Here is a 14,080-nt window from a genome sequence, read left to right on the forward strand (position 1 = left end):
AAGAAAAAGGTGAGATGATGATGAACAATTTAGAATGGGTAGATGAAGCATGGTCTAAGGTTAACTCGAAGATTGATCGAACGAGCAAAAAAATCGGGGCAAATTTTCCGCATGCAAGTGTAAATGGCATTTATCAATTAGAAGAGCCTTCCTGGTGGACAGCTGGATTTTGGCCAGGGTTACTTTGGTTAGTCTATCGTGATTCGAAAGACGAGTCCCTAAAAAAAATAGCAGAGCAATGTGAAGAAAAATTGGATAAAGTCATTACGGATTATTATAGGCTTGACCATGATATGGGTTTTATGTGGACATTAACAAGTGTTGCAAGATATAAGCTTCTAGGCGAAGAAGATTCAAAAAGACGTGCTCTTTTAGTAGCCAATTTACTTATGGGAAGGTTCAATGCTCAAGGAAACTATATCAGGGCATGGAATCCTTGGCATGAAGGTGAAGATAATTCTGGATGGGCAATCATTGATTGTTTAATGAATTTGCCGCTATTATTTTGGGCATCAGAGGTTACAGGTGATCCAAGATATCGTCATGTTGCCAAGAAGCATGGAGAGACAGTGCTGTCAAACTTTATCCGCAAAGATGGGTCTGTTCATCATATTATTAGGTTTGACCCAGAGAGTGGTGAAAGGGTTGAAGCTATTGGCGGGCAAGGCTTTGCTCCTGAATCTGCTTGGTCGAGAGGTGCATCATGGGCAGTATATGGATTAGCGCTTCTATATAAACATACAAAAGAGGATAAATATCTACAAGCGGCAAAGAGTGTATCACATTTCTTTATTGCGAATTTACCAGAGGATTATGTACCTCATTGGGACTTCAGGCTTCCAGAAGGAGTAACAAAATACCGCGATTCCTCTGCAGGAGCAATCGCGGCATGTGGATTACTGCTTCTTGCTAACCAAGTAGCCCCAACAGAAGCTGAAATTTACGAAAATGCAGGTGTTAAGATTCTGAAATCCCTATACGAAAATTATGGTGATTTTGAGAACCCTAATCAGGATGGCTTGATTCTTAGTGGTACTAGTCATTATCCAGAAGGCAAAAACATTGATGTCCCATTAATTTATGGTGACTACTATTTTTTAGAAGGCCTTTCTATTTTAAAAGGTCATAGAGAGTTATTTTGGTAATGTCAGTGAAAGATAGAAAAGACAAATGATGTAGTGACGAAAAAGGAGTGAAACGATCCAGATGCTTGCGAGTCATAGACCTATTACAATGAACCCGATTAAAACAAGAGAAGATGTAAGGGAACTACTGAAACAAATCTGCAATCCATTAAAACCTTATTACAGTAAGGGGGTTGCTCGCCTAAAGCTGGGAAACACAAGTGCTGCATACGCTGATTCGATTGCTGAATTTGAGGGCTTTTCCAGGGTGTTATGGGGACTAGTCCCATTTTTTGCAGGTACTGATGAAGAATATGAAATATGGGACATGCAGCTTCAAGGGATAAAAAATGGAACGAACCCTAATCATGATGAATATTGGGGAGATATAAAAGATTATGACCAGAGAATAGTAGAAATGGCTGTGTTTGGATTAGCGCTTTTACTCATTCCTGAAAAGGTATGGGAACCTCTTAGTGATGAAGAAAAAAGTAATTTCAGTCATTGGTTAAGACAAATTAATCGCTGCAAGGTTTGGGACTGTAATTGGCTTTTCTTCCCTGTTCTTGTTAATCTAGGTCTCAAACATGTAGGCGAACCTTATAGTCAGGAGATAATGGAGGAAAATTTAAATCGTATCGACGAATTTTATTTATCTAACGGCTGGTATTCAGACGGTATCAATGGACATTGTGATTACTATGTTCCTTTTGCAATCCATTATTATAGTCTTATTTACGCCAAAGTAATGGAAACAGAAGATCCAATTCGTTCCCAGCAGTATAAAACAAGAGCTGAAGTGTTTGCTAAGGATTTTATTTCATGGTTTTCATCTGATGGTTCTTCTATCCCATATGGAAGAAGCCTTGCCTATCGTTTTGCCCAGTCATCATTTTGGAGTGCTGCTGTTTATGCTGAAATTGAACCTTTTTCATTAGGTGTAATGAAAGGGCTCATTCTTAGAAATTTACGCTGGTGGTTTAAGCAGCCAATGTTTAACGACGCTGGCATTTTAACAGTAGGTTACACTTATCCTAATCTAGTAATGGCTGAAAACTATAATTCTCCTGGCTCTCCTTATTGGGCATTAAAAACGTTTTTACCGCTAGCATTAGATGAAGAGCATCCATTTTGGAAGGCTGACGAAGAATCACTTCCGGAACTGGGGAATACTTCTATTCAGAAGGAACCACATATGGTCATTTGCAGGGACAAGGATTCTGAACATATACTGGCTTTTAACTCTGGTCATATGTCAACAAATGAACATACACATACGTCTGCAAAATATGAAAAATTTGTTTATTCGAATATTTTTGGTTTTAGTGTTCCCAGAGCTGAGTGGGGTCTCTCTCAAGGGGCGTTTGATTCGATGCTGGCTTTAAGTGAATGTGATAACCTCTATAGAGTGAAAAGATACTGTGAGGAATTTGCTATAGAGGATCAATTTATTTATACAAGATGGAAGCCTTGGCATGATGTTGATGTAAAAACATGGCTTGTACCAGGTACTCCATGGCATATTCGTATTCATTGTATTCAATCAAGCAGACTCTTGGATGCAGCTGATGGCGGATTTGCATTAGGAATAGAAAATAAACATGTGAAAGCTGAAATGGAAGTAACTCAAAATAAAAATGAATGCTTAGCTAGAGTTTCATGGGGGGCAACCGGGATTAAAAATCTATATGGAGATGGGAATGCAGAGCTTATTTATCCTAATTCAAACACTAATCTCATTAACTCCCGTACTGTTATTCCAACAATTAAAACGAGAATTAATCCTGGCACTAGCTGGCTGGTAAGCGCTGTGTATGGTGAGCCAACAATCGGTAAAGGTTTTGAAAGTAGTTGGGACGATGTTCCCGATGTAAGTGTGACCGCAGAAAAAATGATTGTCCGTTTACCAAATGCACAAACAATTACAATAGTAATCTAAGCAAAAGATTGATCCATTAAGATGAGAGTTTTTCATTTAGAATCATTATGTAATTGCTATGATCCTGTCTCGGTTATGACTGAGACGGGATTTTTTGGTCCCTAGGAGATTTTTAAACAGTCAAAGATGTAAAAAAAAGATTAAATGAAGTCAATAAAATGTTATTAAAAATGAAAGGTAATATGAAATAATGAAAACGCTAACAAAAAATATTATCCGAATACTCAGATGGAGGGTTAGAACTGATGAAGGAGGTCCTGATTCAGCTAACATAAACATCCTTTTTGATAATAAAGGGGGGATTATTTTTTTGTAAGATTAGTAGTTCAGCTGGAGGAAGCACCGTTATTATCGGCAAATAGCTGGGGGTATCGGCGATTTTCCAGATATATCGGCGGAAAATCGAAAATATCGGCGAATTTCCAGATATATCGGCGGAAAATCGAAAATATCGGCGAATTTCCAAATATATCGGCGGAAAATCGAAAATATCGGCGAATTTCCAAATATATCGGCGGAAAATCGAAAATATCGGCGATTTTCAAAATATATCAGCGAAAAACTGAATATATCAGCGATACCCAAGATTTTACGGCGGAGATCATCAGAATATCAGCGGAAAATTGAGAATCGGCGCTATTCAAATTTATATCAGCGATCTCCCAGATATATCAGCTAATCAAGCAAATTTCGGCGAACTCTAAATGCAAACTGAAACTCTCAGTAAGCAAAACGATTCAAAGTTTTAGCGAAGGGATGGAAAGATGATGATAAGAAAAAGATGTAGAAAATTCATCGGATTTTTATGTGCTACGGTCTTGCTCATTGGTTCTGTTGGCTTTATCGAACCAAATGAATCTAAAGCTGAAGTTGTCACAAAAACCATTACAATCGATGGAAACAATGTAGATAAATATAACCGATTCAAAGGGTTTGGAACGGTTACAGCTAATAATACATCTCGGCTGCTTTTAGATTATAAAGAAGAGCACCCGAAGAAATATTGGGAAATCATGAACAAGCTGTTTAACAAAGATACTGGTGCTGGATTAACTCATGTCAAGGTGGAGCTAGGTGCTGATGTTAATTCATCTTCTGGAACCGAGCCTGCCACGATGCGATATGCTGATGAACCAGCAAATGTGCTCAGGGGAGCGGGATTCCAATTTGCCGCTGATGCTAAATCAATCAACCCTGATATCACGACCGAAATTTTACGTTGGGGTGAGCCGCGTTTTTCATGGAATGGGGCAGCTAATAAGGAGTACGAGAATCGCTATCAATGGTATAAACAAACAATCGATGCAGTATATGAGGAGTATGGCTTTAAACTAGATTATATTGGCATTTCTCAAAATGAAAGAGCAATAAGTGGAAATAATAAAATAGAAGTTGATTGGCTGAAATACTTCACTTCGAAGATTAAAGAAGAGCCAAATTATGAAGAAGACTATAAACATATTAAACTAGTTGCGGCAGATGGCTATCGTGATACAGCATCCATAAGTCGTGTACTGCTTAATAATCCAGATTTAATTGATGAAATTGATGTAATAAGTGCACACTATGATTTAAATGGATCAAATGAGCTTACGCAATTGCAAAACAAGTTAATTGCTGACGGAAAGAAACCAAAAGAGGTTTGGATATCTGAGGGTGTTTCACCAATGATTAATGCTCGGTATCGAGAAAATATGGAACCGCATTATAATGGAATTGGAGGAAATGTAGGGGTTGTCGATGTCATTTCAAGGATTATTTCGATCTATTCTTGGACTGGAGAAACCAAAAATCCGTTGAATGCTGTTTCATTTGATTTCCAACCTTCTGTTGCAGCATTTTATCAAGGTGCACAATATAATCCAAAACATCTAATTAGTGCTTTTGATCCGTGGTCTGGTTTTTATGAAGCAGACGGTGGGATACAGGGTGTTCGTCATGTGATGAACTTTGTTGAGCATGATGATCGCACAACCACAGAAAACGAGCGCTGGATGTACGTCAAGGGAGCTACCTATAGTGACGGTGCTGAAGGTGATGGCGGAGTTAAGGTCGATACGAGTACGCATAATTATATGACGTTAAAAGATCCTGAAACAAACGACTATACAACCGTATTTACAAATAATACAAATGATACGCGTAAGTATACGATTAAGGCTACAAATCTAGGTGGAAAAGAGAATGCAAAGGTCTACGTATGGGAAACACGCGGACCAGATGAAGGCGATAATTATGATGCAAACTGGTTTAAAAATATCAATGTCATAACACCAGAAGATGGTGAATATGAAATTGAAGTGAAACCTTATTCCATTGTGACGATCTCTACATTGGACAAGGAATCTGAAGTTGAAGATTTTGAATATGAATCAAATCCAGCTGATTTATCAAAAGACACGATCATGCCTTTACCATATAAAGATGATTTTGAATATAAAAAATATAAAAATGATGATCAAGGCAGAAATTATGTTGAGCGTCGCGGAGGCACTCCACGTTATACGACTGACCAGATTGGTGCCTTTGAAGTTGTTGAAAATGCAACCAAGCAGGCAGCTAGTGGAAGTGCAAAACGTGTAGATTTAGAAATTCCAAATGAAGAAGCTCATGGAAATATGCTGCAACAGAAAATAGCTCATGACATTATTGGAGCAGATTGGTCCGTTTGGGGTGGAACAGATGGATCAGAGTCTGGTGTTAATCCACACACCGTACTTGGTGATTTCCGCTGGGTAAACTATAAAGTTTCCTATGATTTCTTACTTGATACTCATACCCCTGAAAAAGAAGGCAGAAGTAACTATGCCTTAATTGGAGTACGTCAAGTGAAAGCAGGTTGGGCAGATTCGAGTGCACCATACAATGCACGTGTCTATGCAGATGGAAGATACGAAATCCTTAAACTTGGCGATGTTGTAGAAGAAGGTACAATTGAAGGATTTGATAACACAGTTTGGCATAATTTAGCGTTTGAAGCGAAGGAAAATGTATTTACACTTTATCTTGACGGCAAAGAAATAGCTGCTTATAAGGACGAAGATTCAACTGTAATGGCAGGAAGAGTTGTGCTGGGATCTGGTTATTATGAAACCTTTATCGATAATTTACGTATCGATCCAATTAAAGGTTATACCTATAAATCAGATAAATATGACAATGCTCAAGGTAAGAAATATGAAACAGAAGAAGAAGCTTTAAACAATACTGACAAATGGAATCCGATTGGTTATATCGGTGATTGGAGTTATAAACAAGCCGGGTATGCGCACCATAACCGTACCCAAATGACGGCGAAAACAGATTTTCCTGTTTGGAATGGAATAACAGTAGGTTTCAGTGACTCAACAACGGTACAAGGGACCTTAAACAAAGTGTTCTATTCCGGTAATTGGTCATCGAACAGTGCAAATGCCTGGGGATCAGCAGGTGCTTCCTTTGAAATATTCTTTAAGGGAAATGAAATCAGGCTGTATGGCGAGACAAATCCATCAAATGGAACAGCCGATGTTTATTTAGATGGCAAATTAGTAGGCGAGGCCAATTACGTGAATAATAGTTCTATTGAACAGGTTGTTTGGTCAGCAGAGAATCTTGAAGAAAAAGTACACACGCTGAAAGTTGTAGCAAAAGACAAGTATACTAGCTTTAGCAAAGCAGAAATAGAGACGAATGATCCTTTAGCAATATTAGCGGTCGAAAAATTAGCAGCAAATGATCTTGTTAAACTATCAGATGAATCACTAATTGGGAATGAAGAAAATACGGTGTATGCATTTAGAAAGAATAGTTCTTGGGGCTCAAATACAACCAATGCATGGGCGAATTTTGATGATGATCCATTCCTTTTGATTAACTTCACAGGCTCAGGTATTGATTACCTTGCCGGAACCGGAGTAAAGTCGAAATATAACTTCGAGCTTGATGGGGTCAATATGGGCGACTTTGGTGTAGGAGCAGACGGTGTCATGTATTCCGTTAGAGGCTTGGAAGAAAATCCACATACCCTAAAGGTATCGCTGAAAGACAATGAAAGAAAAGAAACTTTTATGGATTATCGCGGGGTCAATATTTACAGTACACCTAAAGAAGGCAACAGCAGTATGATCTTCGATTTTGAAGGCTCAGGCTTCAATTTGTTTGGAGCGACACCAGATTCAATAATAGATGTATATATTGATGATCTATTAATTGATGAAGATGTTAGAGTTTATTCAAAAGGTGATAGACAAACCTCTTACCACATCCGCGGACTTAAGGACAGCAAACACACGGCTAAAGTTGTTGTGAAGGCCGGTACTTTTGTATTGGACGGTATTGATGTTATTACCGGAAGAAATAAAGTGGAGGTCAACAAAGATCAATTACAGCAATTGTATGAAGCAAATAAGGATAAAGATCATAAAAACTACACAAAAGAAAGCTGGAACACCTTCCATAAAGCATTAACAGAGGCAAAGGCTGTAATAAAAAATCCTCAAGTCACACTAGAGAAGGTTGCTGCTGCAAAAACATCCTTACAGGCAGCAGTTGAAGGTTTAACTGAACAAACAAGTGAATAAATTAGCATTGTTATTTGAAAATGAAAAAACCCGGGAGATAAGCAGATGAAAAATCTGCTTCTCCTGGGTTTTTGCTATTTTCTCACAGAATAATTTTATGTATGACTTGGTCAATTAAATCCCATTGCAATAGGTTTCTTTAATAAAGTAAAATGAATATGGAACTGATTTCATATTTATATTTTACAGTGGAGTGATCGCAAGTGGCTACAATATCAGATGTTGCAAAATTATCAGGATTATCAAAAACAACTGTTTCACGTGTGATAAATAATCATCCTTATGTTTCGGATAAAAAGAAAGAATTAGTGCTAAATGCAATGAAAGAGCTTGGTTATACACCTAATCCATCTGCTAGAAGGCTAAGAGGACAGTTAACGACAACAATAGGAGTTATTGTTCCTAAAATTGTTAATCCTTTCTTCTCTTATTTAGTCAATTCGATAGAACAGGCGGCTTATAAAAGAGGCTATCAAGTGTTGATTGGACAAAGTTATGAAGACAAAGAAAAGGAATTAGCATTTTTAAATTTATTAAAAACAAAACAGGTAGATGGAATTATTATGACCTCAATTGAAAATGATTGGGAAATGATTGAGTCATATAACCAATACGGCCCTATTTTGCTTTGCAATGATTACGTAAATCAATCGGTTGTTCCAATGATCCGCCTGGACCAGACAAAAGGGGCATACTTAGGCACAAGGCACTTGATTGAAAGAGGTCATCAAAAAATTGCTTACTGTACAGGTGGTTTGTTTGATGAACAGGGCAAAGGGAAAGATCGGAATCAAGGGTTTCAAAAAGCATTAGATGAAGCAGGGATTAAGATCAACCCAAAATGGATTTTTATCGATCAACATACCATTAAAGATGGAAAGCAGGTAATAAAGCAAATTTTAGAAATGAAAGATCGTCCATCGGCTATTTTTACAGGAAGTGACCAAGTTGCAGCTGGAATCATGATTGAAGCAAAAGAACAGAGGTTATCAATTCCATCTGATCTTGCAATCATTGGCTTTGATGATCAGCCAATTGCGGAAATTTTAGACCCTAAATTAACCACCATTCGTCAGCCTGTTGATCAGATGGGAGAAAAATCAATAGAAGTGATGCTCGAAATGCTTGATAATCCCGAGATAGAAATAAAAAACTATGAGTTGCCAATAGAATTAATTATTCGCCAGTCCACTTAGTTAATAAGCATTATTGATCCTCCTACAAGTTAAATTCCCATAACTGATTGGTATTTTCTTTTTAGAAAAGTTATGGGATATACTTGGAAAACCAAGGAAATGTATGGTGAAATGGATAATGTAGAAAAAATAATTTTGTAAGAAAGCGTTGACAGAGAACAAATACTAAACGTATAATAAACACGGAAACCGGTTCCAATAACAAGTGATTAAATTGTCTGTTTTTTTAATTAGATATGGAACCGATACCATATAGTTTTAGGTGTTTTGTTATGATGTTTTAACTTTATATGTCGAATAAATACTTACTTTACATTTACGTAAACGAGCGCCTATTACTAATTGTTTTTTTGAAGATATATGGAACCGATACCATACTCAGATGGCAATCGAGTTATTCAAAGAAACTACTATTTAAACACTAGGAGGGAACAACTTGGAGAAGAAGTGGTGGCAAAAAGAAGTTATTTATCAAATTTATCCAAAAAGCTTTTATGATTCGAATAATGATGGAATAGGTGATATTAAAGGAATTACGCAAAAGCTTGATTACTTAGAGTCATTGGGAATTACAATGATATGGATTTGTCCAATCTACCAATCACCAATGGCTGATAACGGATATGATATTTCTGATTATTATCAACTAAATCCAGAATTCGGCGACATGAAAGATTTAGATGAATTAATAGAGAGAGCGAAAGAAAAAGGAATTAAAATTGTCCTTGATCTCGTGATCAATCATACATCAGATGAACACCCTTGGTTCCAAGATCTATTAAAGAACCCAGAGGATAGTAAATATAGAGATTACTATATTTTGAAATCTGGACAAGATGGCATGCCTCCTACTAATTGGCGCTCTGTTTTCGGAGGCAGTGTATGGGAGCCTTTGAAGAATACTAATGAGTACTACTTTCATTCTTTCGGGGTGAAACAACCTGACTTAAATTGGGAAAACAAGCAGGTTAGAAACGAGTTATATAAAATGGTCAATTATTGGTTAAAAAAAGGTATTGCCGGGTTTCGCGTAGATGCGATTACATTTATAAAGAAAGATCAAAACTTTGATAACCTTCCTGCTGATGGGGCTGACGGACTTGTAAAATGTACGAAGAAGGCACGAAATCAAGCGGGTATTGAGGAGTTTTTACATGAACTTAAAGAAGAGACATTTACTAAATATGATTGTGTGACAATTGGTGAAGCTCCTGGAGTACCTTATGAGCAGTACGGGGATTTCATCGGCGATAATGGATACTTTTCAATGATTTTTGATTTTAGATACGCAGACCTTGATGTAGCCTCAGGTAGTGAATGGTTTAAAAGGGTTGAGTGGAATGTACTGGATCTCAAGAAATTGATCTTCAAAAGCCAAACGGAAATCCAAAAAGTCGGCTGGGGAGCAAACTTTTTAGAGAATCACGATCAGAATCGCTCATTAAGCAAGTATATAAAAGAAGAAGAGAACAGAAATTTTTATTCTGCAACAATGTTGGGTGCACTGTTCTTTTATCTTCGAGGAACTCCGTTCATTTATCAAGGACAAGAAATTGGCATGACTAATTTTAAACGTAAGAGCATTGAAGAATTTGATGATATTTCAAGTATTGACCAGTATTATCGATCCATGAATGAGGGCTTTAGCGCTGAAGAGGCATTACATTTTATCAATTTAAGAAGCCGTGATAATTCAAGAACGCCATTTCATTGGAATGATCAGGAATATGGAGGCTTTTCAAAAGTTAAGCCTTGGCTTGGAATGAACGATAATTACAGATCGATCAATGTTGAGCAGCAAGAGCAGGATCCGAATTCCATTCTACATTTTTATAAAAAAATCATTCAACTTAGACAAAAAAGTGAATGCTTAATTTATGGAGAGATTGAACCTATTTTAGAAGATCACCCAACAATTGTTGCGTATAAACGGAAGTATTATGCTGAAGAAATTGTTTGTTATTTTAATTTTTCATGTGATGAGCAAAAAGTTGTGTTAGATGATAAATTTGATGTGTTATTAGACAACTATAAAGAAGATAAACAAACGGTTTCTGAGCAAGAATACTTTTTAAAACCATATCAAGCACTAATACTCTTAAAGCAAGGAGAGAGCCATCATGAGTGAAAATAGATATGAGCGGATAGGAAAAGAAATTGTAAGAGTTATTGGTGAGGATAATATTGAATCATATGTCCATTGTGCTACAAGATTGCGTTTTTCCGTAAAAGATCGTGAAAAGATTGATGATGAAGCAATTGAAAAGATTGATGAAGTAAAAGGCGTATTTTTTAATGCCGGACAATATCAGGTTATATTAGGTACTGGTACAGTCAATAAAGTCTACTTAGCCTTAAGAGGGGATGGGACCACTCAAGAGATTGAGGAAACTAAGAATGATGCCGCATCTACTAGTAAGGACAAGGGAATTAGAAAGGCAGTGCGAACATTAGCAGATATCTTTATTCCGATTATCCCAATCATTGGGGCAACAGGTTTATTTCTTGGATTAAAAGGTGTGCTGTTTAGTGATGCGGTTTTGGGATTAATGGGAATGAGCATTGATGATATACCCGGTTATTTGCAGACGTTAATTTCAGTTTTGACAGATACAGCTTTTGCTTTTTTACCAGCTTTAATTTGCTGGTCTGCATTTAGGAATTTTGGAGGAATGCCGATTATTGGTTTTGTTCTTGGGTTAATGCTCGTTTCACCTGCCCTTCCTAATGCGTATGCTGTAGCTGACATCAACAGTGGTGTCGAACCGATTATGGCATTTGGTTTCATACCAGTTGTTGGTTATCAAGGTAGTGTCCTGACAGCTTTGGTAGTTGGGATTCTCGGTGCAAAACTTGAGAAACAGTTACGAGCTGTTATGCCTAATGCATTAGATTTAATCTTTACTCCATTCTTTGTTTTATTATGTATGATGATTACCGGCTTACTCATTTTAGGACCTTTATTGCACTTTGTAGAAACGGGATTAATTACAGTTGTTACCCAACTTATAGAAGCCCCACTAGGTATTGGCGGACTTGTGATCGGATTTATCTATCCTCTGGCCGTAATGACAGGGATGCATCATTTATTTATCATGATTGAAACTACTCTGCTTGCAAATACAAGTTTTAATCCACTCATTACTCTTTGTGCAATGTACGGATTTGCTAATGCTGGCACCTGCTTGGCAATTACACTTAAAGCGAAAAAAAGTACGGTAAAAGTTATGGGAGCAAGTGCTACTGCTACACAATTGCTCGGTGTTAGTGAACCCGCTTTGTTTGGTGTTGTCATGAGGTATAGTATGAAGCCGCTTTATGTGATGATTGCTTGTTCATCAGTTGGAGGAGCGATTCTTTCTATTCTAAACATCAAAGCAAATTCATACGGCTTGGCTGTTATACTTTCACCTTTAATGTATATATATGAGTGGAATCAGCTGGCTGTTTACCTTGTGGTTTCCATTCTCATTTTTGCTGCAGCACTCTTTATCACTTATTTCTTTGCCGTTCCGAAAGAAGTGATGGTAGGAGACGAAGATCAAAAATTAAGCCATGTTAGCTAAAACAGAAGCAGAGATGTTTAAAATATAATTAGATCCCAATTTCTCATTGATATTACTGAGAGATTGGGATTTTTAATACTGGAATATCCTTAACACTGTCAATCCGTTTTTTTGCTGGAGGTGCTTCGTTAATAGATTAGTAAAGTTTTGAGCAGTTTTTGAGAGATAATGATTTTTCAGCCGTATTAAGCCCGTAAGATGCAGATAGTTATCCATCAGCGAAAAAACTCCCTTACTATATGAAAAACTTAAGTGAAATTAATTTTTTTTATATTTTTCATATACTACTTTCTAAGATATCATAATTTTAGAAGAAAAGAAATTTTTCACAACGGTTTTAAACCTCGATGCATTTTTAAGCGAAAAATTTTGCAGATGTTAGCTAGAACATTGAGGGAGGTTAATAAATGATTTCTTGCTAGTGAAAAAAATCATATCTAATATTTAAAGGAGTATCAGCAAATAGCTCTTCCAAAGGAATAACTAGACATTGAATTAATAAAGCTCACTTAAGGACCAGAGACAACATTATTGGAATAGAGGCCGATATTTTATGTGGAAGTGGATGATGGCATTTATAGGGTGTATTCTCTTGCTTCAAGGTTGCATCTCTAACATCAATGGAGAACAGAAAAAACAAGAAAAGGAGAGTGAAATTATGAGCGAAGAATTAAATAAACAGCTACTTCAAGCAGCAGAACATGGAGAGGCAGACATCATAGGCAAACTCGTTAAGAAAGGTGCGAATATAAATGCACAGGATTCAAAAGGGCGAACTGCTGCGATGATCGCAACTTATAATAAAGATGTCAAAACTGCTAAAGTGCTTATCGAAGCCGGGGCAGACGTTAATATCCAGGATGATATGAAAAACAATCCCTTCCTTTATGCTGGTGCAGAAGGATATATCGATATTCTAAAACTTACGATAGAAGCAGGTGCCGACCCGACAATTACAAATAGGTATGGAGGAACTGCTTTAATCCCTGCCTCAGAACACGGATATGTAGAAGTAATCAAAGAACTTCTTACCCATACGGATATTGATGTAAATCATATCAATAATCTTGGTTGGACAGCTTTATTAGAGGCGATTATTTTAAATAATGGAGACAAAAAGCAGCAGCAAACGGTGCAATTGCTGATAGAACATGGGGCAGATGTGAACATTCCAGACAATAATAAGGTGACTCCGTTACAACATGCACGTGAAAAGGGTTTTAAAGAGATTGGAAAAATTTTGCTAAAAGCAGGAGCAAAATAAATAGGTTGAAGTTGTTATAATAATTGGAAATTTTTCCAAATGAAACAAGTGATGTATAGAATAAAACTATTTTCGTTGCTATGAATCTTTAAGAAATGTCAAGATGGATATGTAAGTTACCATAACCCTCTTAAGAAAAACAAAGCAAGTATGCAAGAGTTTTGCTTGCTTTAGAAAATATTTGTGAAAAAATTAGTAAAACCTGGGATCCATGCAGAAGGAAATTTGCTTTTCCCGGGTTTTTTTTGCACGTTAAGAAAGAATAAATTTGCAGCGCAGGAGAGAATTCGACGTAGTGGCAAATTTTAAGAATTAAGTATAAGTGCAACTAGGCAGCCGTACTGCGCCTAAAGAATTGGCGCCAGCCAAGTTTTCTTTATAACTAAGTATTAATAGGTAGCGGCTGCTAACAGATTAGGTGTACAATAA

General features: G+C 36.9%; 7 protein-coding genes. All 7 read left to right on the forward strand.

All coding sequences use genetic code 11. The features are described from left to right. The first annotated feature begins 17 nt into the window (after nucleotides 1-17). The 7 genes from ACSVDH_RS07920 (at nucleotide 18) to ACSVDH_RS07950 (ending at nucleotide 13,651) form a co-directional block, all read left to right on the forward strand. The gene (locus ACSVDH_RS07920; protein ID WP_439252207.1) at nucleotides 18-1,145 is read left to right on the forward strand and encodes a glycoside hydrolase family 88 protein; all 1,128 of its coding nucleotides are present in this window, start codon (nucleotides 18-20) and stop codon (nucleotides 1,143-1,145) included. Nucleotides 1,146-1,206: 61 nt separating this feature from the next. Then, complete coding sequence (locus ACSVDH_RS07925; protein WP_439252208.1) at nucleotides 1,207-3,063, forward strand: DUF2264 domain-containing protein; 1,857 nt, start codon at nucleotides 1,207-1,209, stop codon at nucleotides 3,061-3,063. Nucleotides 3,064-3,830: 767 nt separating this feature from the next. Further along, nucleotides 3,831-7,625: an S-layer protein gene (locus tag ACSVDH_RS07930; RefSeq protein WP_439252209.1), complete on the forward strand. Its 3,795-nt coding sequence runs from the start codon at nucleotides 3,831-3,833 to the stop codon at nucleotides 7,623-7,625. A 203-nt stretch (nucleotides 7,626-7,828) separates the two neighbouring features. Beyond that, the gene (locus tag ACSVDH_RS07935; protein ID WP_439252210.1) at nucleotides 7,829-8,821 is read left to right on the forward strand and encodes a LacI family DNA-binding transcriptional regulator; all 993 of its coding nucleotides are present in this window, start codon (nucleotides 7,829-7,831) and stop codon (nucleotides 8,819-8,821) included. A gap of 436 nt (nucleotides 8,822-9,257) precedes the next feature. Continuing rightward, nucleotides 9,258-10,949, forward strand: coding sequence for a glycoside hydrolase family 13 protein (locus tag ACSVDH_RS07940; RefSeq protein ID WP_439252211.1), 1,692 nt, complete (start codon nucleotides 9,258-9,260; stop codon nucleotides 10,947-10,949). After that, complete coding sequence (locus ACSVDH_RS07945; RefSeq protein ID WP_439252212.1) at nucleotides 10,942-12,387, forward strand: PTS transporter subunit EIIC; 1,446 nt, start codon at nucleotides 10,942-10,944, stop codon at nucleotides 12,385-12,387. Before ACSVDH_RS07940 ends, ACSVDH_RS07945 begins: the two co-directional genes overlap by 8 nt. Nucleotides 12,388-12,940: 553 nt before the next feature. Continuing rightward, nucleotides 12,941-13,651, forward strand: coding sequence for an ankyrin repeat domain-containing protein (locus tag ACSVDH_RS07950; RefSeq protein ID WP_439252213.1), 711 nt, complete (start codon nucleotides 12,941-12,943; stop codon nucleotides 13,649-13,651). The last annotated feature ends 429 nt before the right edge of the window (nucleotides 13,652-14,080 follow it).

This window comes from Metabacillus sp. Hm71 (assembly GCF_051842955.2).
Classification (GTDB): Bacteria; Bacillota; Bacilli; order Bacillales; family Bacillaceae; genus Metabacillus.

Coding starts and splice junctions, on each gene's coding strand:
- ACSVDH_RS07920 (WP_439252207.1), top strand. CDS start 18: ATGATGAACAATTTAGAATGGGTAGATGAAGCATGGTCTAAGGTTAAC.
- ACSVDH_RS07925 (WP_439252208.1), top strand. CDS start 1,207: ATGCTTGCGAGTCATAGACCTATTACAATGAACCCGATTAAAACAAGA.
- ACSVDH_RS07930 (WP_439252209.1), top strand. CDS start 3,831: ATGATAAGAAAAAGATGTAGAAAATTCATCGGATTTTTATGTGCTACG.
- ACSVDH_RS07945 (WP_439252212.1), top strand. CDS start 10,942: ATGAGTGAAAATAGATATGAGCGGATAGGAAAAGAAATTGTAAGAGTT.
- ACSVDH_RS07950 (WP_439252213.1), top strand. CDS start 12,941: ATGTGGAAGTGGATGATGGCATTTATAGGGTGTATTCTCTTGCTTCAA.